This window comes from Neorhizobium sp. JUb45 (genome assembly GCF_004343585.1).
Lineage (GTDB): Bacteria > Pseudomonadota > Alphaproteobacteria > Rhizobiales > Rhizobiaceae > Neorhizobium.
Genome location: NZ_SLYW01000004.1, coordinates 473,155 through 495,496, shown reverse-complemented (window position 1 = coordinate 495,496; position 22,342 = coordinate 473,155). Strand labels below are relative to the sequence as shown.

Genomic DNA, 22,342 nt, shown 5'->3' with positions numbered 1-22,342 from the left:
TGGCCGGTCTTTGATTGGAATGGTGGCCGGCTTCATATCGGAATGCTGGCCGGTATTTGATCGGAATGGTGGCCGGCTTCACGTCGGAATCCGCAGATTTGAAAGACGTGGCGCTGCAAACGGCAGTTCCTCACATAAATAAGCGGACCTATTGGACACAAACCTATCCCGAACAGCTTTGAGCCATCAAGAGTAAAAAAGTTGCAATATCAACGATAGGTCGAGTGTCGGCCAGCGATACCGCATCAGCCTCATGCCTGGATGACGACCTTTCCGATTGCAGACCCTGAGCCTCCTCGCCCCATCCTTCCGTTAGATGCGGCCGCTCGTGATCGCGTCGTACAAGGCTTGGCGAGCCTGCGGAATCACATGCGGCAGCCAACCGTTATCCCGCGTAGTGCGAACGATCCACGATCACCATAACTTGCACCGTGTCGTTCGCTTCCTGATCGAGAGTAGTCCTCACCATGTCAGCTTCTGGCGCATTGTTGCCGTCGATGTTGCAGCGGTAGCCTGCGGAACGTCCTCCCGCGCTTGGTCAATGTGCGAGGGAAACGCCGCTTACGGATTACCGAGCAATGTTTGGAGAGGCCGGCAATGCGGACCACACGGTGGGGGCGCAGCTGAGGGTGAAATTCTAGCTGAACAGTAGCATCCGGCGCGGAAGGTTCATGCGCCGAATGAATCCTGAAGCTAATCATCCGGCAACCGCATCCGATAACCATCGATAGGTACCTCTTATCGATGGTGAATGCGGCTTGCCTGTCTCAGTTGTCGCGCGCTTTGATTATAATTGCAGATCGCAACCCGCTGTAACCACTGCCAGCCGATATCAAGACTCGCATACCTCTGTGTGCATCAGCGTCGCTGCCACTAAAAGCGGCATCGAACGACTGCTGCGAACGCGCGAGAATGATCGAGAGCCCCCCATAGGCGGCACCGACATCGCCGAAGCGCAAAGAAGGGTAGACAGGCTCCACCACGTCCTGCAAGCAGAATGGATTCAGTCGGTGCATGGCGAAAGACAGCTCCGTCGCGCGGTAGCGACTGTTGTTCCAGTCGGCAATCCAGGCGTTGATCCATTTCGTCTGCCCTTTGGGTGCGGCCATGTCGGCGGCCGCAAATGCCGCATCGCTGAGCGCCGTGAATGCGCTCTCGGCCTGCTCGTATTCCAGTGTGGGTTCAACGAAGTTGCCGGCGCCCAGGACCTGCGGATGCGACGACACATTACTCTGATCCGAGAACAAAAGCATGCCTGCCGCCTCGCCGGGAACAAAACCAAACTGGTTTTGCTTGCTGAACAGTCGTTTCTGGTCGTTGAGACGATTAAGCCGACGGTGATCGCTGTAGCTGTCGACAGCTGCGATCATAATCATAGGCGAATCGTCTGTCCTCCTTTCCAGAAAACAATCAGCGATGGCCGACCCTACACCGGCGTGACCGACAGCGCGCATCACCGTCGAGGAAAAACGAAGGTCGCAAGCATGATTGACCGCATGCTGAATGTTGGCGGCCAACTCCTGCCCGAGCGTGGCAAGCGAGGCCTTGTCCAGACCACCGGCTTCGTCAACCTCAGGAAGCAACAGGATCAGCTTGATCGCATTGCGACGCGCTTCCGATAACGCCGAGACAGACGAAGACAGGCGGGCAATGAAATCTTCGGTCGCTTCCGCCAGCAATTCACGGGCACGATCAGCAAAACGACCGATCGCGTCTCCATCCCGAAACGCGCAAAGTTGCGGCTGAAAATCCTGCCCGAGAAAACGCTCGTTGCGAAACAGAACTGTCTTATCCGCCGTAATCGCGGCAAGCGTGGCTTCGGCACTCGGAGCAAGCGCCGTTGAGAGGCCGCATTCAATAAGCGCGAATGTCACGGATCAACCATCGCTTTCGCTGCGGACATTCAGATTAGCTATCCGCCCACCGGCCACCACATTGAGGAATTCGAGCATCCCGTATTTCTGGTCGCCGTAATCTCCGAACAGAAGTTCGACCTGACCATTATGCTGGCGTGTAAAGATTTCGGCCTCGTTGTCCGGGATATCACTGTCGAGATTGCTGATGGAGGTAAACACGCCACTACCGAAGAGACTGAGGAAACAATCCTCGACTTCGTCGAGATCGCCTGCGGGAAAGTCCTGACCCGCGCTTGATGTGACGATCAGCCTGTCGCCGGTGTAGTTCTCGTTGACCTCATCCCGAAGAGCGGCAAACGCAGGGAAGGATATGCCCTCGCCGGTAAAATTCAGAACATCGGTCGCCGCAGCCTCCCCTTGTTCGGCAGCTTTGACATTGGAAATCTCCAGTGACGCGACGTTTTCACGAAAACTCGTCGGTTGTGACAGCGCATCGGCATCCTCACCGAGAAGCGTGCGCATGGCTTCATATCCTTCCCGGCTTGTGTGATGAAGGCGCGCCACGATCCGAATGGCCGCGACAAGTGCGTTGTGATGCACACCTTCAGACGAAACGGCCACCGACATATTGCCTTCATCACTCCAGCCGACATGGACTTCGGCCGTTTCGCGCGTCGAGAATCTCTCCCAGCAGAAAAAACCGAGACGCAAGGCATCTTCAAGCTCGGAAAATGCTTCTTCGAGCACTTCCCGGCGCTCTTCGTCGGGGGCCATGCCGTCGTTGTAGATGACGTCTAGATGGAAACTGCGCAGGTAAAGCGGAAAATTTGAAAGTGACTGTTTCAGCGTCTCTTTGACCAGGCTGGACACGCGGTATTCTCCGATGAAAATGTTTATTCGAAACGGGAAAGGTAGGCTTCAACCTTATCGTTATGGGTCGGCTCACCGGTTCCCCCGAAGGCGAACGCCTTCAAACAGCCAGCCGGCATTTGCACCGGCGAAAGATAGGCCGCAACAGCCCGGTAGGAGTCGATAGCCTCACCCTTATTGACATCTCCCCAGATGGGCTCGGAACCCGCCGTAATACTCAACACGGAGTCCGATTTATCGACCGCAATATCGGGTTGGCTTCTGAGGTCTTCCGTCGGCGGAAGACGATCCCAGAACTCCTGACCGACCAGAGTTCGCCAGCCAATATCCGCAATGCCGGCCTGTTCTCCGGATTTCCAGCGATAAGCTGAACCTTCGCGCAGCACTCCATCCATCACCATTGAGGGAGAAATCTCGATCGCCGCTTTAAATCGCGCGACGGCAGCGCCCATGATGAATTCGAGACTGTTCTTATATGGCGGCAGAAAGAAGCCAAAACCCATTACGCCGGTTATCAGGTGCACCTTGAGCAACTGTTCCGTCACGAAATCCGCAAACTCAGGGATCGAAGGCGCTGTCTCGGGAAGATCAATTTCCAGAAAATGGAAATGACTGCGCTGTTCGACGCAGAAATACGGAACCGCCGGTTCCTTGAACTCCTCAATCGCATATCCATAGCGACGAATACCTTCACCATATTCGGTATTGTCACGCCGAAAATAGTTCTGGCCGTCCGCAATCAATTCAGGATTGGTCCAACGGATCTTCCCCGTATGGCCGGGAAAGTTGTAGGAGGTCACATTGGCGCTCTCTCCAAACGCCGCCTCGAACCGACTGTAAATCGCTGCCAATGCACCACGGCTCGGCTCTGCATGAATATCGCCTTCGACAATCGCGATGATCCTGAAGGCAGGCACAGCAGAGGGATTACCATTGTACGAAAGTAGGTCGGTCATTCAAAACTCCGGATTTTTGAGGTCAGGCGGACGGGACGACGAGGCCGCCCTTCTTATCGCAGTCGCAAGTGGCGTTATCCACCTTTTTCGGGTTTTGGCCCGAGGCCCTGCGATACGCTTCTTCCTGCTTTTGTTTTTCCTGCCAGTTGTCCTGATAGCCCGTATCGGGATCGTCGAACTTGTAGTCGTAAACATCGATAAGATCGCCGTCTGGCCCCTGAATTGCGACATCCGGAACAACCTTGATGGCCTTATCCATGATCATCTCCGATTGCTTGATCATGTCGTAGATTTCGTAACCGGTGTAGGCTAGGTCTGCAGCATCGACGATGGTGGAAAGTATGTTCAATCCGGGAACAAGCTTCATCCAGGCCTTGCCCGCCATCTTGACGCCCTTCTGGACGATCTTGCGTTTGACCAGCTTGTCGACCTGTCGCTTGATAGCGCGCTCCAGGCCCGCGCGGTCGTAAATCTTTCTTGCTCCCTCGAAGAGCTTGTCGGCAGACGAATAGAACGCCTTTTCCGCATGGCCGATGGCGCCCGGATAACGGCGTCCGATCGCTCGGGACAACGCGCTGTCTCCTTTGTTGAGCGCAGCAGTCGTCCGGTCCTTTGCGATGTTAGAGGGTGTTCGGCAATTCCCGCCCTTTTTCTTGCAATCGTGCCACTCTTCGCGAACCTGGCAGAAAATCTTGCAGAGTTCTTTCATCACTTCCGAAAGGCCCGCAGGCGGCTCATAATGCCCGCCCGCGCCGGAAATGCAGTTCTTGTTGTTCATGAACAGCTTGTCCGACAGGCGGCAGATATTCTTGCCTTCCGCGTAGACGTTCGGTGAATAGGTGATCCACGTTGATTCATGCAGGTTGGTACCCGACATCACCCCCTTGGCGGTCCCCGGCTCATCGCCATAACCCGGCGTGTGCGCTGATCCCCTGATCGCCACCGAATGACCGCCATCGGCGAAAACGGTGCGTGTGCCGCGGATCAGGTCACGCGAGAACGAAATGATCGAATACGGCACCGGGACAGGCCCGGACGGCGTCAGGCAGACATCCGGCGTCGAGTTCTTCTCATAACCACCCGTGCCCTTGTGGGAGATGGTGAAGCCATTGGCGGAAACGGTATTCGGCATCTTCAAACCTCCATGCCGAGGCCGTCGAAGCACTCGGTATCTTCAGGCCGCACACGGAACCCGGACCGCCCCCGCAATGCCAACTCGCTGCGTTCGACCAAAACGTCATTGGCAGCGCTCATCAGCGGCATGGCACCGCAATAGGACAGTGTCAGCAAGCCGTCGTCAGGGAAAAGATGAATGGTTTGCAGCGCCATTGGCGTTTCCTGCCAGCGGCTTTTGAAACGCGTCATCAGCTCGAATTGCAGGGTCGGCAGTTCGGTCGTGAACTGTCGAAGCAACGCATCTCCGCCGTCGGGCAGCATATTGGTCAAAGTAACGATCTGGCCTGAAGAGGGTGCATGGTCGAGCTGCTGGTCCACCGATACACTCTGCCAATAATCCTCATTAAGATCGTCAGGCAGAAGCGGTGATTTCCGGCGCATCCAGTTCTGGTCGTAGGTACCGGAATGCTGCGCACGCTGCGGCCATGATTTAGGAATGGCGCAAAAGCCAACCGGCTCGGCACTGCCATCCCACTGTCTCAAGGGCTCCGCACCTTGCGCATACAAACGCGGCAGCGCCTTGCCTTTTGCCGCAGCCTCGGTTTTCCAGTAACCCAATCCGAGAGGGTTGCCCGGATGCTCCTGTGCAACTTCCGTGTCGCTTGCCTGATCGGTGCCGCCGAACGTCTGGCTGAAGCCAAGGAAAACGGGATCATCGCCGCTCTGCAATTGCGGCTGCAAACGCTCTGACCATGTCATGGCAGGCTGGACCGAAAGGGACTTCGACCACTCGCCGATGGAGGCGGACACCGTGTAGGGCTCATCAATCGCTGTCGTCGCCGGTCGATAGGCATGGCCGGTTACGACGATATCTGGCCGAACCTTTGGAAGCCCGATATCAAGGTCAGCGACCAGATCGCTGACGCCGACACCTTCACGCCAGACCGGTGCGCGAAAAAGATCGACCTGCTTGCGCTCGAAAAGACAAGTCCGCTGATAGCGCATGCGAAAGGTCGCCTTCGCCCACACCAGCCAAAAGCTTCGCCCTTCCTTGTCGCGATCAAAACCCGAAAAGGCGGCAAAGGGTGTACGGTTGGCCAGCGTCCACATAGCGCAGGTCTCCCAGAATCTCAGTTGAGTTCGACAACGGCGCCCTTGAGGCCCATCCGCCCAAGTGCCTCGATGGAAATGTCGTCACCCAAAATGCGCACGCGCCCATCGGGATACAGGCGCAGTTCAGAGCGTCCGCATTTGAGGGAAAGAGGCGTATCCGCTGGTTTATGCGCCGGAGACAACGCGCCCTGAGAGAAAGCGCGTGCAATTGCATGAAACGGCACATGGCCGATCAGAAGGACGGGCCCGGCCGCCAGGTTCATCCCGATCGCCAGACATCCGACCGTGTCTGCTCCAAACTGGATGCCGGAAATGACGATTGCAGGATTCACCCCTGCAAGAACCGGAACACCTGCGTCCGATACTTCCAGAATGAGATGAAGGCAAAACTGACTTCTATCCGCAGCGGCATCGATTGACTGGGAAAGCGGCAGAAGATTGGTTGCAAGATCGTACTTCATGATAGGGCAACTCCACAATATCCGCAGGAAGTATGCTGTTTCAAGTCGAGGACGAGTTCACGCATCGGTTCGCCCAAGAAACGGTTGAACGCACCGGAGGCCACAAAAGCGAGCAAGGCCAAACGTCTGAAGAACATACGAGAACTGATCAGGCCAAACAGGAAAGACACGGGCGTCCTCCAATTTGGAGCCTGTTCGCCGGCCAAAGGACCCAAGTCTCGTTTCCGGCTCTCAGTCTGCCAAGGCGTGAAATACGGAGACATCAGCGTCCCACTGCCCTCAGATCAAATTGTCGCTCGATTTCACTGCGTTCTTGCCCAAGTGATATCTTGGCAACCGAGAATGCTGACACACCAGTCACCCAACCGTTGAAAATCATCTGACGGGCTTCCGCATCAAACGACCGGATGTTTCGCCGAGCATCGTACGTATTCAGTCCCAGAACTGAGATCGACGGCGATGTATTTTTCTGGACATAAATTTCGGAAACGAAATGTCCGCCGGCTGCCATATCCCAAGCGCGCGCGTAAGCATGCGCGACGGTTTCACCAGACGTGTTTTTGATGGTTTGCATCTCTGCATCACCTGAAAATGCCGTTTGCCCACTCTGATCGATCTGCTTGGTAAACTTGGATATCATCTCCGCAGCTACCTCTCGACCTTTCGTCAGATCAACCGGGCGAATGTGGACGACCAGATTGGGATATTCCTCCCCATCAAGTGACAGGTTGTAATCGCTCGTACCTTGGGGCTTACCGCTGCTGTCGACTTTTTTGACGTCCCAGTTCTTAGGATAAAGAAAAGACTCTCCACCTTTGGCTTTTTCCTCGCCCAGGCTCGCAAAAGCATCGCCGTCGTCCTCCATCCGGATCCCGCCGAAAAAGCGGGACAACGCATCCTCGTATTCCGGATAATCCTCGTACTCGAATGCCGCGTGAATAACGAGCACATCACGCCCGTGACTGATTGCGGCAACTCGGCTCATGCGGCTGTAGCCAGCGCCTTCCTTAAACTCGCTGCCGGCGAGAAAGCCGAAAACACTGTTGCCTTTTTCCTGATCTTGGAGGATCCGATTATAGCCATTGATAGCAAGGAACCCGTAACCGGCAGTTTGCGCATCGGCGAAAGACGGAAACCGGAGACGATGGACCTCGATCATGAGCCTGTCACGGTCCTCTGGCTCGTAGATTCGGGCAATAACGCCCTCCTTCTCCTGAGGAGCCTCTTCTGTCCAGATATCCATCTTGTCGTTCAAGATCGACGAAAAGCTGAAACCAGTTTCGCCGAGATCAATCTTCTTCCGAGTGTATTTGCCCGACTCTTCGGTAGAGATCGCAAGAATTCTTTCAGTCGAATAGGTCTGGGCCATGGCCACCTCGGAAATGAAAATGGTAAAGAGTGATGACGCACCAACCGCAAATGCGAGCACGGCCTTTCGACACATTTCACCGAGTTTATAAGGTTTGTTGTATTGCTGGTGCATGTCAGGTTATTTCTCCGGTGTTTGCAGGCCGAAACCAGCCTTAATGCCAGCGCCAGGACCAAACGCCGCCTTGCCTTTTAGTCTCGCGCCGACTTTGCCGTCCTCGAGATCACCCATCTCTCCCTCCACGGCAAGCGCCCCGCCAATACTTGCTTCTCCGCCAATTTCGACAAAAAATCCCCAGTCCCATTCCTTGCCGACTTTATCAAGTCGAGTGTCCCACTCCGCCCATTCTGCTACGCCGTTGAAGGAATGAACGACGAAATTTAGCGCGCGGGCAGGGGTGACGGATACTCCGACTCCGCCGTTGATCTGTCCAAGCGTCGCGTCTATGCCAGCCTTGCCAGTGGTAACAAAGGTGGGGGAGCCGTTGTAAGTGCCGACTTTAATGCCAGCTTCAAGGGCACCTTCCAATTTTCCAACCTCAAAGCCACCTTTCGCGTTGAGCAACCCGTCTTGGTTAAGGGTACCATTCCCCTCGATCAAGCTTACTGCACCAGACACTCCTGCTTTCGCGGTGACGTTCGCATTGCCGCCAACCCAGTCGTCCGACCCGGTGTAGCCGACCGTCGCTTTGCTTGACGCATTGAAAACGCTCAACTTTCCCTGAGCGAAGCCATCCTTGTCCTCAAGGACCTTGTAGGACTCATCGTAAAACTTCTTGTCTAGGTTCGAGCCGGTTTCGTACTTGCCTCTGATTGGCTTTCCGGTTTCCTTGTAGGTGGAAGTGTGTCCCTTTTTTCTCTCAGTGGAACCATCCTCGTATGTTGTCCGAGATCGTTCATACCCTTCTTCGGATTCCACCTTGCTTTTGGCCGAAGTTGTCACTTCCGGATCGTGCGTCTTGTCCTCGTCCTCTTTTTTCTCTTCTTGTTTTATCAGTTCGTTCGCCGGCCGCTGTTCAGCTTCCTTGGCAACCTGTTGGGGATTCCCCTCAGTCTCTATATGAGATGCATCTGTAGCAAAGCCGTCAGAAGACAGCATCGTATTCTGATGCTCGCGCGGTGTTTGCTCGCCAAGCAGGGGGCCGGCCGCCCCATCGGTCGAAGGAGAGAAGCGCCAGGGTTTTAGGTAGGAGCCCGGTTCGTAGCCAGGTTTGTAGGGCGGGCGAACGCTCTGTATCGCCGCCGGTGCGGGACAAAACCCTTCTAGGTCCTTGCGCACCACCTGACGCAATGCTTCTTCTTCACGCGACGAACGCCGGAAGAGCGGTGGTAAGACAGGCCCGAAATTTGGATTTCCGCGCCAATAATCGAGATTAGAAGCTTGCAGTTGGTTTTTGTCGCTCATGACGATCAATTCTCGTCAATACGATCAGCCTGGAAACGGATCCGCTTTGCCTTGATCGTCACATCACCTTCCTTAGACATCGTAATCAAAACGTTTTCGCCGACGCGAATGTTGAACTGGTGACCAACATTGATGTTATGAACTCGGCCGATATCCGCATCATACCGCCCCCTAACGATCAGGCTCATTTTCTTGCCTACCGTCGTTTGTAGGAGGTTGCCAACGATCGTAGACTTCGCGACGCCGACAATTTCCGAACTCCCACCATGAACTATCTCAGATTTGTTCTTTTCAATGAACATCTGATAGTTGCCCTTGGCAAAATTGAAGGGGTCTGGAATTCGCATCTTCTGCATGAAGTCGGAAAAATTACCAAACATGTTCATGGTGCGCGACAAGAGGTATTCGGTGAGTTTGTTCTGCCCGACAGCTATAGAAACGTTGCCCGTCACAACCTGCTCATAGTCACCACCGACGAAACCAGTCTTGTCGTTTGCCACGTGCTGATGGCGGTCATGCTCAATCCGCTCTCGAGTGTCGTTGAGAACGTGAATGTCGTGGTCCTTCTGGGCGTGCAGGAACAGTTGCTCTTTTCCGGCTTCATCCTCGAAGGACATTTCATTGAAGCCCTGCCCCTTGTGCGTATTCGAACGCATGACCATACGCGTCTTGTTGGCCGGCAGATCGTAAGGCACACCATTGGCCGTATTTGGTACAACACCCGTTACCAGCGGCCGATCGGGATCACCATCGACATAGGCCACCATCACTTCCATGCCGATGCGCGGAATGGTCTGGCCACCCCAGCCACCACCCGCCCAGGTCTGTGCGACACGCACCCAGCAAGTATCCGACCCGTCCTTCTTGGCCTTGCGGTCCCATGGGAACCAGACTTTGATGCGGCCGTACTGATCCGGATGGATTTCTTCGCCTTCGGGACCAGCGACGATCGCCACCTGCGTTCCTTCGATGCGCGGGCGCTTCGTTTCCCGGTGCGGCGTCATAGGCACCCGTGAAGGCACCGCTTCGAACTCGTTGCGGTATTCCGGTTCGTTGCTGTTGGTTTCGTAGGAGCGGTCGACTACCGTCTGGATCGACTTGATGATGACGTGTTCGCCGTAGACATTGTCGGGATGCGCGACTTCATACGGCGTAAAACGGCGGCCGGTTTCGATGATGCGGCTGGTAGAAGCACCGAAAACGCGGTCATGGTCGGCTTCCGATGCCTGGGCGCGCAGTTTTTGCGCACGCTCGGCTTCGGCGACCGAAGAGATACGTGCCGGGTATTCGTAGAGCTCGCGTTTTGTGGCATCCGGCATCTGCACCAGAGACGGTGTCATCGTGCCCGGCACCATGCGCGGCGTTTCAAAATTCCAGTCGGCGCCGGCGCGCTGGCCCGGCACGTAGGAGAAACGGCGGGCCCATTCGTTGATATGGTTACGGTCGGACGAGCCCTGCGCCAGGCGCACTCGTTTCTCGCCCTGTGCCGAGGCTGACGGGCCGAGCCAGCCATTGGCGGTATCGGCAACATGCAGCTTGTGTTTGCCGTCCTCGTGGCTGAACCAGTAGAACAAGCCGTCCTCTTCAAAACGGCGGCAGAGATAGTCAAAATCTCGCTCGTTGAATTGGACACTGTAATGTTGCGCAGGCGGAGATGTGATGACACCGGATGTATCGGGTGCCGGGATGCCGTGTTCAGAGAACAGGATTTCGGCGATCTCGATCGACGTCTTGTCCATCCAGATGCGGCAGTCGGAACGACGGGTGAGCAGCCACATCTGCGGGCGCAGCACCATGGCATAGGAGCGCAGGCCGCGGGTGATTGGAGGACCTTCGTTGAGTTCGGTGACCAGGCCGTTGAACGGGCGGCGGATGGCCGGGATATCTTCGCCGTCCCCCTGCTGTACTTCGACCGAAACATCGAGGAGACGACCGATCAGCTCTTCCGGCTTGATCTGCTCCTTCTTGGTGCGGGCGACGAGGCGGATCTCAAACAGCGAGGAGACACTCTCCTCAATGGTGACGCGCTCGGGCAGAAGCTGGTCTTCGCCAAGCGGAGAGTTGATCTTGAGAATGCGGCTCGCCTGGATGAAATCGGCGGCGGAAGATGCATTGTCCATGGTCGGCTCCGGCAATCTGAAAACCAAGAAAAGCACCACAGGAGTCAGGAAACGGAAACCGATGATGCGAAAAAATGCACGTCTTAATCGCCGCGAAAACTAGAGCCGCACTCCGTCAGGTCAACCCTGAATGGGCAAGGTTTCGCAGATTGGGGGAATTTACGGAGCCTAGCAGTTGCAAAGGCTGCCGCGAAAAGCGGACATTGTCTGTTGCAAAAATCGGCGAGACCGGCATCTTTGGTGCCGCGCTTCGATCGAACCGGTTTCGGATTGGTGTGCGGCATGAGGCAAGTCAGACAGGCGGGCGAACGATTGGCCAGGAAAAAAGACGACAGGCAAACGATCGCGCCAATCGCAGATGATGCCGACACCTACGCACTCAATCGTGAGGAACCAAACGAGCGGCGTGGCGGTGGCTGGACGGTGGCGTTGCGCCGGAGGGCCAAGAAGATCGTGCGGCTGTTCAAGGACAGTATCTATGGTTCGTCCGATGCCGCCTATGCCCAGGCACGCGCCTATCGTGATGCCATTATCACTGCCCTGCCCCCGCCGACCAATCTCGAACAGGCAGTCAAGATCCGCAAGAATAACAAGAGTGGCATCTCAGGAGTTCGTCGGGTCGAAACAGAAGAAGGTGACGTCTGGCAAGCGACACTGATGACCAATGAGGGACAGAAACGAGAGAGTTTCTCCGTCGGCCGGCTGGGTGAGGAGACCGCCAAGTCGATGGCGATTGGACAGCGCATGCGTTGGCTAAAGGCACTCCCAGTCAAACATCTCGCCTTCGCCCATCATTCCGAAGAGATCACGCGGCAAAACTTTGACCATCAGCTTGACGTCGTTGCCGACGTGGCACCGCAGGTGCAGATCAGCGAGGAAGAGGTCGTTGCCCGCATCGCTGAGATCAATGCGCGCTTCGATGCCTACCGCCCTCCCCGGTTGAAAGTGCGGGTCAAAAGCTACGGCCCTGCGCGGCTGGCGGTGGCGGTCTCCGATGGTGGTTCTCCCGCCAAACGCAAGCTGGTCAACCTCAATACCGCAAAGATGATGCATGGCGGAGCGCTGGTGGCTGCCACCACAATCATAGACGTTGTTCAGGAGTTTTACAACGCTGACGTTGCCCGCTGGTTTGCAAAGGAGCATGGTAACGCCCTGCTGGCGCGGGAGAGCTTTGATCCTGGCGTCGGCTTCAACGTCACCGTCTGGGTGCCGGTGGAGTTGATTCGCTGATGTCGCAGCAACGCGGTTCGCCGGCCAAGCGGAAATTGGTCACCCTCAACACGGTGAAGCTGATGCATGGCGGAGCGTTGGCCGCTGCCACCACAATCAGGGACGTCATCGAACAATTCTACAACCCCGGTGTAGGTCATTGGTTTGCCACTGAGCACGGCAATGCGCTGCTCGCGCCGGAGAGCTTTGATCCAGCGATCGGGTTCAACGTCACCGTCTGGGTTCCGGAGAAGCTTCTCGGTTCTGCCTGACTGAGCGTCCATCGATCAAAACCCCAAACTCAAACCTTTGCCGAGCCTCCGAGCCAAATCATAGCGGCGCGACAGTTCCTGCCGTTGAGCATGATCGGCTATGCGTGCCACCTTGACGATCCGGCCGATGCGGTCGACAAGATTCTGATCCAGACGCTCTGTATTCCTGATCAGATCCCGCGGATCGGAACCACCGAACCGTTTTTGTAGCGCCGACACGATCGTGTTGGCCTCGTCCATCGCCTGCTTCCCCTCCGGCGTATCCATGATCTTCGCGAGAAACATGTTCTTTTCCTCGGGTGGCTTGGCCTCGAGCTCGCTGAGGATGCGCTCACTGCGAGGCGTCAGCTCCGGCACCTCGATCACATCCTGCTTTTCCCGTTTCCAGGTTTCACTCTCCCTCTCTCGATCAAGATGCCGTGCCCATGCTTCGACGGCAAATCCAACGTGAGCGCCCAGCGCACGGGCCGCATGACGGGCGGCCTTGCGCTGGCCGTTGTCACCGAACATGCCGGTCTTTCCAAGGAGTGGCCCAAACTGTTCCGGCACTTCCGCCGTGGCACGGCCGAGCAACTGGATATCGCCCCCCTGCCCGATGATCATCGACTTCAGGACGGCGAACACGACGACAGGATCGGCATAGACTTTGCCGGCCATCTGCCGCACCGTTTCCATCTTACGGTCCAAGTGCGGAATGGCCTTCGCCTGAGCAACCTCCTCGATTGTCTTGGCGAAATGCGTAACCGCCGGCACCAGCGGCTCGACCTTCTCGGCGCTCGCCTTTGTGTCCTGCAGACCGGTCGTGTCACACCGCACATCGATCTCGCTGCGGGTGATGTTTTCGAGCAGACCGCGCCTGTCGGCAAAGGCCTTGGTGTAGTCGAGCGTCATTTCCTTGGCTCCCGAGCGGCCAAGCCTGGCGCCAAGCGCTTTCATATCCTTCAGCTCATCCTGCCCCGCATAGAGACGGACCTCGTCGCGATGGCGGGTCATGGCGACATAGGTCAGATGACGATCCATGGTCGCCGATGCCATGACGAATGCCCTGTCGACCGTCGCGCCCTGCGCCTTGTGGATGGTGGTCGCATAGCCATGGTCAAAGGCCTGGTAACCTTTGACCGGTAACGTGACGTCACGGGTCGGGTTCAGCCCGTTGCCGTCGAGCCGCATTTGTATTGCGTTGGGCTCGACGGCAAAGACCGTTCCCAGCATGCCATTCTTCACACCGAGGTCGCGATTGTTCTCGAGAAGAACGATGCGGTCACCGGGCGCGAATAAACGTTCGCCGTCATTGGTCTGGTAGGTGCGTTCTGATCCCAGCTTGCTATCCTGCCCCGGATCCCCGTCACCTCCTCGCGCCAGCTTGCCGTTCTCCTGCAGCGCTTGGCGGATGTCGGCATTGATGGCCCTGACATCGATACGACGATGCGCCAGAGCGATGCGTGACCCCGCCGGACGCTTATCGCGATCGGCAAGATAATCGGACACGAGCTCCGCCCGCGCCGCATCACGATCGGCAAGGAAACGCACGTCGCCGCGCTCGTCGTACTTCTCCAGCCCCTCCTCCGTCCGATGGGTGGCAAACGCCGTTGATGCCTCCCGCTGCCATTCCTGTTTCTGCCGACGGATTTCCGAAAGCTCGACCGCGCCAACCTGCTCGACGATTGCCCGGAATGGCGAACCGGCGCCGATCGCCTGTAATTGTTCATGATCGCCGACCAGAACGAGCTTGGCACCCTTCGCCTGCACCTCGCCGACGAACATCGCCAACTGCCGGCTGCTGACCATGCCGGCCTCATCAATGACAAAGATGTCCTGCGGTCCGAGCTCGCCCCTGCTCCGCTGCCAGCCGTAATCCCATGAGGCCAATGTGCGCGAAGCGATGCCGGACGATTCTTCCAAGCCCTCGGCCGCCTTGCCGGCCAGTGCCGCACCATGTACGCGATATCCCTGACGCTCCCAGGCATTACGCGCCGCCGCCAGCATGGTCGATTTACCGGCACCCGCAAAGCCAACAACGGCAGCGATCTGCTCTGGCCCGGTGATGTGCTCGACAGCAGCACGCTGTTCCTGGCTCAAGCCGGCACTGGCGACGTGGCGATCACGATCCTGTTCAGAGATGCGCCCATCGTTCACGCTCTGTTGAAGCGACGTGACAACGCTCGCCTTGATTGCATCATCCTGTACGCCCAGAGCGGCCGCGACGTTTTCGACGTTGACACCATGGCGTTGTGCACCCCCCATCTCAGATGCGCGCGACGCCATGGTGTGTTCGATCTCCACCATCTCCTTTGTCGAATAGCGCGCCAGTTCGCCCTCGTGTTCCGGCCGCAGCTCGACCAGTGCAGGCGACGCCATGACGGCTGCAAAGGCATTCTGGAATTCCTGACCATCATCGATGTAACGATGCAGCATGCGCGCCACGTCATGGCGATCGAACACGCTCTTTTCGCCGGTGATCAGTGTCAGCGCCTGCTCCGGTTTTTCACGGATCAGTGCAGCGTTCTTCTTCGCCGCCGCTGCCTCGTTGCGGGCACGCGATACGCCAAGCCCGCGCCGGTCCATCTGCGAGGCATGCACGCCCATATGCTCGGTCGGCTCGATCTCAAGGCCGCGCTCCTGGTGCGAGCGATGATCGACGCGGATATCGAGGCCAGCCCGCGCCAGTTCGCGATTGGTATGGTTCTCCCAGGACTGTCGGATATCGCGCAACTGCATATGGGAGGTCGGCTGATTGTTGTTGAGCAGCCATTTGTTCTCACGCTCGATCAGGGTCTTTTCGCCAAGGCCGTGTGGCGTCACCTCCCGCGTCGTCATCATCACATGCGCATGCACATTGCGGATGTCGGTATCGCCGGTCGGACGGTGAATGGCAAAATCGACGGCAGCGCCATAACGATCGGCGAGATCTTGCGCGAAGGCGCGCGTCAACGCGATCTGCCGCTCTCGCGACAGTTCATGCGGCAGCGCCAGTTCGAACTCGCGGGCGACGCGGGCATCCTTGCGTTTCTCCGCCCGCTCCACCGCATTCCACAACGTGGCCCGATCCTTTGCCCATTCCGCCTCCACCCCTTCCGGCAGCACGATCTCGCAATGATCGACGCCGCGTTTGGCGGTAAAATCATGCACGAGGCCGTCGCGTTCGTTCAAAAGACGGCTGGCGGTGCGGTAGGCGACCGCCGCCACGGCGCTGCGGCCGCCGCTGCGCGCCACCGGCTTCATGCTGCAATGATAAATTGCCATGACCGCCTCCGGACGTGGAAAGAGCGTTTTTGAGCGCTGAGTTGCGCAGCAACTCGTAAGTGCGCCCTTGGAACTCTTTTCGCTTCGCTCTCATCGTTAAGGGACTTCCCGCTGCGCGGACACTGTAGGATTCACAGTATTGCGACAAATTCTGAGCGTCGTAGCCTCAGTGCGTACCAAAGGAGGTAAGCATGACCAACTCGGATATCACGACAATGGCGTTGATGATCGACGCTAACACCACGTCGCCAAAATTTGCTCCGGCACTTCTTTCGGAGATCACCCAATACGGAGCGGTCGGCGTTCGGCGCATCTATACCGACTGGACAATTGCAGCGCCGAACGGTTGGAAGGAATTCCTGGCGCTCTATGCCCTTCAACCGGTGCAGCAGTACACCGACAGCCCCGGCAGGAATGCCGCCGATGGTGCGTTGATCATTGATGCGATGGACCTGTTGCATACAGGACGCTTCTCCGGCTTCCTCCTCGTATCCAGCGATGACACCCTCGCCCGACTGGCCCTACGCATCCGAGAACAGGGTGTCATGGTCTACGGCTTTGGCGAGCGACTTACGCCCCGCTCATTCGTCACCGCCTGCGACCGGTTCGTCTACCTCGACACACGGGAACCATCATCTGCTGAGCCGGAAAGTGTAGAGCCGCAGGACGCCGGCCGCAGTCCGCTTCGCGCGCTGATCGACAAGCGCGTGATGACGAAAGCGAAGGAGGTATGCCCGCCCCCCGGCCAGCAGAGGCTGGCAAAACAACGGTGCAGGTTTGACGACCCGGTCTTCGACGAAATCGCGCACGCGGTCTACGCCATCGCCGACCAGGACGGCCGAGCGACACTGGGGGCTGTGGGTACGCAGATCCTCAAGCAGATGCCGGGTTTCGATGTCCGCGACTATGGCTATGCCAAGCTGAGCGATCTCGCGGAGGACTGCTTCTTCCTGGAGGTCGAACGGGTCGGCGACATCATGCAGGCGATCACCGTCAGGCTCGTATCGATCCATTCGGACGTGCCGATACCGGTGGACGATCACCGGACGCTTGAAGATCGTCGGCAAAGTGGCGGCCAATGACCCGCAAGCCTATCTCGCAAAGGATTGCCGAACTCGAAGAGCGGCGACGGGTGCTGATGACGCGCCTGGGCAAACAGGAGCGCGCCCGCGACACGCGGCGAAAGATCCTCATCGGTGCGCTTGTTCTCCACCGGCTGGACAAAGCCAGGGATCCGGCTTTTTCGATGCGGTTGCGCGACTGGTTGCGCGCCGAGCTTCCCGGGTTTCTCACCCGGGAAGGCGACAGCCAGCTCTTCGACGACATTCTCGGTTCTGCACCAGCTCAGCCGAGCAGCGACCGGGCGGAAGATCGATGAGCTTTTCCCATATCGTCAAGTCGTTGTTGGCCGCGCCATTCTTCGCGCTCATCTGTATCTTCATCGGAACGGTGTTTTCCGCGCTGATCCTGCTGATCAATTCTGCCGTCCTGGTCATCGGCGATTTTGCGCCCGGACGGATCAGTGAAGCGATTGCGTTGGTCGCCCGGTATGTCCCGATGGTCTTTGGCATTCTCGGCGGCCTTTCCGCCTTCATGGCGGACGGGCCAATCCCTGCCGTGTTTGGGACCGCGCGATGGGCGGACAGAAAGGAGAGGAAACAGCTCACAGCCGGGAAAGATGGCCTCCTGATCGGCCGTGATCCGCAGACAGGCGATCTCCTCCGTTATGACGGGCCGGCGCATTTGCTGACCATGGCGCCAACCAGAACCGGCAAGGGCGTCGGCACGATCATTCCAAATCTGCTGACAGTGGATAGATCGGTGATCTGCATCGACCCCAAGGGCGAAAATGCCAAGGTCACCGGCCGCGCGCGCCAGATGTTTGGGCCGGTCTTCTACCTCGATCCGTTCGAGGTCACTGGACGGCAGGGCTCGGCATTCAATCCGCTTGATGGTCTGACTGCTGAAGCGATGGATGTCGCTGAAGATGTTGGCATGCTCGCCGATGCGCTTGTCGTTGATGATCCGGGCATGTCCGGCGATGCGCACTGGAACGAGGAAGCCAAGGCACTGATTGCCGGGCTGCTTCTTCACATCGTCGCCGCCGAACCACCGAGCGAGCGGCATCTTAGCACACTGCGGAAACATCTGACGTTGGCGCCGCAAGCGTTCGCAGCACTGCTCACGGACATGCAGGTCATGCCGGACTGCAACGGTCTGGTCGCGCGTGCGGCCAACAGGCATCTCGGCAAGTCCGATCGCGAGGCCTCCGGCGTGTTGTCGGCGGCGCAGCGGCACACGCATTTCCTCGACAGCCCACGCATGACCGCAGTGATGGCGCGGTCGGATTTTGCGTTCTCGGATCTCAAGCGACGGAACGCTTCAGTGTTTTTGGTGCTGCCGCCGGACCGCTTGTCGACTTATTCGCGATGGCTGCGGCTGCTGATCACCCAGAGCCTGACCGACATGGCACGCAATGCCACCACGCCCCGCCAGCCGGTGCTTTATCTTCTCGACGAGTTTGCCGCTCTCGGCCACCTCGCCTCGGTCGAGCGTGCTATGGGCCTGATGGCCGGTTACGGCGTGCAGCTCTGGCCGATCCTGCAGGATATCCATCAGCTACGGGCAGCCTATGGGAAGCGCGCCGGCACGTTTCTATCGAATGCGGCCGTGTGCCAAGTGTTCGGGGTCAATGACGTGGAAACGGCCGAGCTCGTCGGCAAAGCGATCGGCAAGACGGATGCGGTGTATACGACGCAATCCTGGGGCGAAGGAAAGACCTCGACCTCGCAGCATATTTCGGCGCGGGATCTGATCAACCCGGATGAGATCATGAGGTTGCCGGGCGATCGGATGATCCTTCTACGGCAAGGGCTACGACCGGTTTGGGCGAAGAAACTGAGATATTTTGAGGACTGCGAGTTCAGCGGATTGTTTACGAATATAGCCGGATCGGAGTGACCATTAGCTTGCTCAACTCGGTACACGTTTCTTGTAAATCTTCTATATTCAATGAGTGTTTTGTGCCGTCTGGTGCAACGCAGACTATTACCGCGCTGTTAGCAGTCCATGGGTCGGCGGAAAGCGAATAGATACAGTGAGCGAGAAGATTTCTTACACGAGCCACTTTTTCAATCGGCTTGAGAAGCTCTTCAGCTCGGTCTGGATATGTGCGCCAGTGAACGATCACAGGCCCCTTCATAATCTTCTTTTGAAGACCAGCTCGCTTCGACTGCCCTCGCATCGTGTTTTCAAGAAACGACCAGCCGACCAGCACCTGCCCAATCTCGAACTTCAGGTCTTTCAGCGTCGGATGGGTCAGCTCAGGAGCACTCATGCTGCCGTTCTAGCCGATATTCAGATCCCCGAAAAGTCACCGGCGAAAACCAAGTCCCTCTGCAGAATTGCTAGAGCCTTATCCTAACCCACCCGCGCTAGATCTTGCGCGAAAAGGCTGCAGCTAGCTTCCGCCAGACGTAGGCTTGGAGAACCGCACCCCTGCACCTCCGCCATTCTCCTCTATAAATTCTAATCCAGCCGCCTCAAAAGCTACTCGGATAGCGTCCAAGGTGCCGGCAAATGCAGGTTTACCCGCCTCGATACGGGATACCGTAGTCGCGGTAACATCAGCGTTTTTCGCCAAGTCTCTGACACCCCACCGAAGCGCCGCGCGGGCCATACGAACCTGATCAGACGTTATCAAATTAATACCTTGACTTAATTTTGTTTTGATTCAGACTTCCTCAACTGGCTCACAGCCCGGAATGCGGTCAAGCAGGATGCTGTAACATCCTCGCCTGACCTGACCACACACAAGCTATGGGGAGCTCGGATCATGGCTGATTCTGAGGATAGCAGAAATTTGCCTTCAAATACCCGCACAAATCGCAAATCCTCCAATAGGCGCGATACCGAATTTCCATCCCGTATCACCCGCAAAAACCTTTTGAGTGCAACCGCGCAAGTATTGCTGTCGCTCACGTACGATTTGGAGAAGGCACCGGAGCGCAACGTGCCAGGTCCAACGTCAACGGCACGTCTTTGGCTGAATTGGTACGAGGCCCACCAGCGGCTGGCTCGCATTACAAAATACCAACAGCAGATTGAATCCAAGGTGCTTGCTATGGCGGGGGCATTCCCTGTCGTGCAAATGAATGTCTCTGCGGACGAGCCGGCTGTCACGGTTTATTCGCTGGCCGACATCGACCGGCTAAAATCACGCGTAGACGCGACAAAACTGGCAGCAGCACGATCACTCTTGCGGAAACGCCGCGAGAGTTGGAATTCGGCAGATCGAGAGCTGGGCTACAGTCCTGCCCTAGCTTTCGAGCACGATTTGGCGGAACAGGAACGACGGCTGTCGCGTGTGCTTTCCTTATCGAGACCGAAAACGACAGTCGAGATTGCGGCGAAATTGCATTGCCTTCTGAGTATGGAGGATCCCGGCAATAAATTTACTGACGCCCCGTGGGCTGATCTGAGAAGAATATTGCTCGACCTCATCGAGGTTATGCGTTCCCGTGCCCTGTAAGAACCCTCTGCCAATCCTCGCCGTTGGTCGCGGACAGGTGCCAATCTGGCTGTAGAGCGGGAACGTTCCTTTCCAGCTCCGCCTTGCTGCATGTCTTTTGAAGTCGTGATGCTAGCGGCTTCAAATTTCGTGGATTGTGCTTGGCACTGCTTCAAGCAACCGAACGATATCGGGCAACAGAACCACTTCACGGTTACCCAACTGGACATTTATCCGACTGACAGAGACACCAGAATAGCGCGGTTCTGGACCGATTCGGACACTTCTGCGGTAGCAGCTAGATCACCCCGCACGATCGCTGAGGCACCCCGCCCGTGCTTCATGACAGCCCCGCATAGTTCGAAAATACGCCGGCGAACCAGAGCAAAACCGATCCCGGCATCTTTCGCAAATGCCTTCCATCCATCGGCATCCATCTCGGCCAAGGTCGCTCGCTTCCCAATCCTCATGGCTATTTTTGACGACAAGTCAGGGTAGGCTACCGTCGAAAGCAAATCATACAGTGGCGCCATTCTCGGTCCCTGCTCGTCGTACAGGATCGAGTAATTCTTGCCGTGAGCATCGGCATTTCCGACAATGAGATTGAAAATCGCTGCATCCAGTAGCTTCGCGATATCCGTCGCCGGCCGCGCCGACACACGCCGCAGCAGCTCAAAGCAATCCTTGAAGGTCGGCCCGCCTTCGCTGGCATATTTGCTTTCCGGTGGCACCCCGAGCGCCTGACAAAAATCCTCCTGGTGGATACGGTGCATGACGCCGAGATCATCGCGCACGCGATCATATCGCTCGACCAAGAGGAATGGACGGCCCTCCGCAGCCCTTGCCTCTACTGGGGCAACGTCAAGGCCAATCGCGGCGGCGAGGCTCATCACGAATGCTTCGTTTTCGGTCGTGCCTTTAAAACGCGCTATCGGCGGCTTGAGAATGTGCGTGGTCGGTTGCCCCGGCAATGGAAGGGCAATCCGCCCATTAATGACCACAACAGGCACCTTCGATTGCGCGCCAGCCAAAGATAGTCTCAACCCCTCCTCCCCGGCTAGTAGGGGCCTGTTAGGAAGAGCGTCCAGTATTCGGACGATCCCGGCATCATCCAGTGGTGTCGGCTGAGTCCCGGCATTCACCTTTACATCAGGCGGCAACTCACCTTCCGGCAGCATCTGAAGCGCACCGGCAACGTCGCCGCCTAAACGATCGAGAAGCGCGAAGTCGTTCCCTGGCGAAACGCCCAGAGCCTGTGCAGCAACCAGGCGCTGGCTCTCTTCAGGGAGAAGTCCACCGAAAAATGCGCGGCATTCGCGACGAGAGAATTGTTCCGGCCGCTTCGGCAAAGAGGCGGAAAGCGGCGGCGTCGTCTGATCGCCAAGCCATGCCTCTGCATACTGAAAAGCGATATCACCGTGTTTGTCCTGGGTAAACTGGCCGACGACACGGCTATCCCACCATACGTTGAGAACCTTTGTCGTCATCGCCTGCGCTCACCAGGTTCCAGAATGTCGATCGAACAACCGAGCGTTTGCAGAACTTGCAATACTTTTCCGATCTGCGCTGTCGGCTTGCCGGCTTCGAGATCGACAATGAACCGCAGGCCAACCCCCGCGACACCGGCAAGCTCGTCCTGCCGCAAGTTTTGCTCCTTACGTGCGGCTCTAACCAGGGCGCCGATATCGGCTGGACTTTTCACTTGTTTTGCCATTTGAATTTCCCGATCGGGAAAATAACAGCGTATGCGCCGGATTGTCCAGAAAATTTTCCCGATCGGGAAAACACCCCAAGTGAACGAGAAAACATCCACCAGAATTCCCGAAGGGGAATATTTTCGTTT

The 22,342-nt window shown here is 57.2% G+C and carries 20 protein-coding genes; 6 read left to right on the top strand and 14 right to left on the bottom strand.

All coding sequences use genetic code 11. From position 1 onward, the window contains the following. Positions 1–767 precede the first annotated feature (767 nt). The 9 genes from EDF70_RS19205 to tssI all read right to left on the bottom strand — a co-directional run bounded on the left by EDF70_RS19205 (position 768) and on the right by tssI (position 11,265). A complete protein-coding gene (locus tag EDF70_RS19205; RefSeq protein WP_132276789.1) occupies positions 768–1,874 on the bottom strand; it encodes a hypothetical protein in 1,107 nt (368 codons plus the stop codon). A 3-nt stretch (positions 1,875–1,877) separates the two neighbouring features. Further along, on the bottom strand, positions 1,878–2,726 hold the full coding sequence (locus tag EDF70_RS19200; RefSeq protein ID WP_132276787.1) for a hypothetical protein: 849 nt from the start codon (positions 2,724–2,726) through the stop codon (positions 1,878–1,880). A 23-nt stretch (positions 2,727–2,749) separates the two neighbouring features. After that, positions 2,750–3,682: a DUF3396 domain-containing protein gene (locus EDF70_RS19195; protein ID WP_132276785.1), complete on the bottom strand. Its 933-nt coding sequence runs from the start codon at positions 3,680–3,682 to the stop codon at positions 2,750–2,752. A 22-nt stretch (positions 3,683–3,704) separates the two neighbouring features. After that, positions 3,705–4,814: a DUF4150 domain-containing protein gene (locus tag EDF70_RS19190; RefSeq protein ID WP_132276783.1), complete on the bottom strand. Its 1,110-nt coding sequence runs from the start codon at positions 4,812–4,814 to the stop codon at positions 3,705–3,707. A 2-nt stretch (positions 4,815–4,816) separates the two neighbouring features. Then, positions 4,817–5,908, bottom strand: a complete 1,092-nt coding sequence (locus EDF70_RS19185) for a DUF2169 domain-containing protein (RefSeq protein ID WP_132276781.1) — start codon at positions 5,906–5,908, stop codon at positions 4,817–4,819. 20 nt (positions 5,909–5,928) lie between these two features. After that, positions 5,929–6,372 carry a hypothetical protein gene (locus EDF70_RS19180; RefSeq protein ID WP_132276779.1) on the bottom strand — a complete coding sequence of 148 codons (444 nt, stop codon included), beginning with the start codon at positions 6,370–6,372 and terminating at the stop codon, positions 5,929–5,931. A 262-nt stretch (positions 6,373–6,634) separates the two neighbouring features. Next, entirely contained in the window at positions 6,635–7,855 is a 1,221-nt protein-coding gene (locus EDF70_RS19175) for a hypothetical protein (protein ID WP_132276777.1), read from the bottom strand. A 6-nt stretch (positions 7,856–7,861) separates the two neighbouring features. Beyond that, entirely contained in the window at positions 7,862–9,145 is a 1,284-nt protein-coding gene (locus EDF70_RS19170) for a hypothetical protein (RefSeq protein ID WP_132276775.1), read from the bottom strand. A gap of 5 nt (positions 9,146–9,150) precedes the next feature. Then, the gene (gene tssI, locus EDF70_RS19165; protein ID WP_132276773.1) at positions 9,151–11,265 is read right to left on the bottom strand and encodes a type VI secretion system tip protein TssI/VgrG; all 2,115 of its coding nucleotides are present in this window, start codon (positions 11,263–11,265) and stop codon (positions 9,151–9,153) included. 210 nt (positions 11,266–11,475) lie between these two features. On the opposite strand from tssI, the gene EDF70_RS19160 reads away from it, so the two are divergent. Beyond that, complete coding sequence (locus tag EDF70_RS19160; RefSeq protein WP_245519233.1) at positions 11,476–12,495, top strand: hypothetical protein; 1,020 nt, start codon at positions 11,476–11,478, stop codon at positions 12,493–12,495. After that, positions 12,495–12,746 (top strand): hypothetical protein, encoded by a 252-nt coding sequence (locus EDF70_RS19155; RefSeq protein ID WP_132276771.1) that lies wholly within the window; start codon positions 12,495–12,497, stop codon positions 12,744–12,746. The genes EDF70_RS19160 and EDF70_RS19155 overlap by 1 nt, the downstream gene beginning before the upstream one ends. A 15-nt stretch (positions 12,747–12,761) precedes the next feature. On the opposite strand, the gene traA is transcribed toward EDF70_RS19155, so the two are convergent. Next, on the bottom strand, positions 12,762–15,989 hold the full coding sequence (gene traA, locus EDF70_RS19150; protein WP_132276769.1) for a Ti-type conjugative transfer relaxase TraA: 3,228 nt from the start codon (positions 15,987–15,989) through the stop codon (positions 12,762–12,764). A 191-nt stretch (positions 15,990–16,180) separates the two neighbouring features. Here traA and EDF70_RS19145 point away from each other — a divergent pair, with 191 nt between their 5' ends. The 3 genes from EDF70_RS19145 to EDF70_RS19135 are packed head-to-tail and all read left to right on the top strand — an operon-like array spanning position 16,181 to position 18,950. Continuing rightward, a complete protein-coding gene (locus EDF70_RS19145; protein WP_132276767.1) occupies positions 16,181–17,071 on the top strand; it encodes an NYN domain-containing protein in 891 nt (296 codons plus the stop codon). Beyond that, positions 17,068–17,367 (top strand): mobilization protein, encoded by a 300-nt coding sequence (locus EDF70_RS19140; protein WP_132276765.1) that lies wholly within the window; start codon positions 17,068–17,070, stop codon positions 17,365–17,367. The genes EDF70_RS19145 and EDF70_RS19140 overlap by 4 nt, the downstream gene beginning before the upstream one ends. After that, positions 17,364–18,950 (top strand): type IV secretory system conjugative DNA transfer family protein, encoded by a 1,587-nt coding sequence (locus EDF70_RS19135; protein ID WP_132276763.1) that lies wholly within the window; start codon positions 17,364–17,366, stop codon positions 18,948–18,950. The genes EDF70_RS19140 and EDF70_RS19135 overlap by 4 nt, the downstream gene beginning before the upstream one ends. On the opposite strand, the gene EDF70_RS19130 is transcribed toward EDF70_RS19135, so the two are convergent. Continuing rightward, positions 18,925–19,326: a hypothetical protein gene (locus tag EDF70_RS19130; RefSeq protein ID WP_132276761.1), complete on the bottom strand. Its 402-nt coding sequence runs from the start codon at positions 19,324–19,326 to the stop codon at positions 18,925–18,927. The two genes, EDF70_RS19135 and EDF70_RS19130, sit on opposite strands and share 26 nt — an antisense overlap. Positions 19,327–19,449: 123 nt before the next feature. Continuing rightward, on the bottom strand, positions 19,450–19,668 hold the full coding sequence (locus EDF70_RS19125; RefSeq protein ID WP_132276871.1) for a helix-turn-helix domain-containing protein: 219 nt from the start codon (positions 19,666–19,668) through the stop codon (positions 19,450–19,452). A 156-nt stretch (positions 19,669–19,824) separates the two neighbouring features. Between EDF70_RS19125 and EDF70_RS19120 the strand changes: the two genes are divergently transcribed. Next, positions 19,825–20,520, top strand: a complete 696-nt coding sequence (locus EDF70_RS19120) for a hypothetical protein (protein WP_132276759.1) — start codon at positions 19,825–19,827, stop codon at positions 20,518–20,520. 209 nt (positions 20,521–20,729) lie between these two features. On the opposite strand, the gene EDF70_RS19115 is transcribed toward EDF70_RS19120, so the two are convergent. After that, positions 20,730–21,986, bottom strand: a complete 1,257-nt coding sequence (locus tag EDF70_RS19115) for a type II toxin-antitoxin system HipA family toxin (RefSeq protein ID WP_132276757.1) — start codon at positions 21,984–21,986, stop codon at positions 20,730–20,732. After that, the gene (locus tag EDF70_RS19110; protein WP_132276869.1) at positions 21,983–22,213 is read right to left on the bottom strand and encodes a helix-turn-helix transcriptional regulator; all 231 of its coding nucleotides are present in this window, start codon (positions 22,211–22,213) and stop codon (positions 21,983–21,985) included. The genes EDF70_RS19115 and EDF70_RS19110 overlap by 4 nt, the downstream gene beginning before the upstream one ends. Positions 22,214–22,342: the final 129 nt, after the last annotated feature.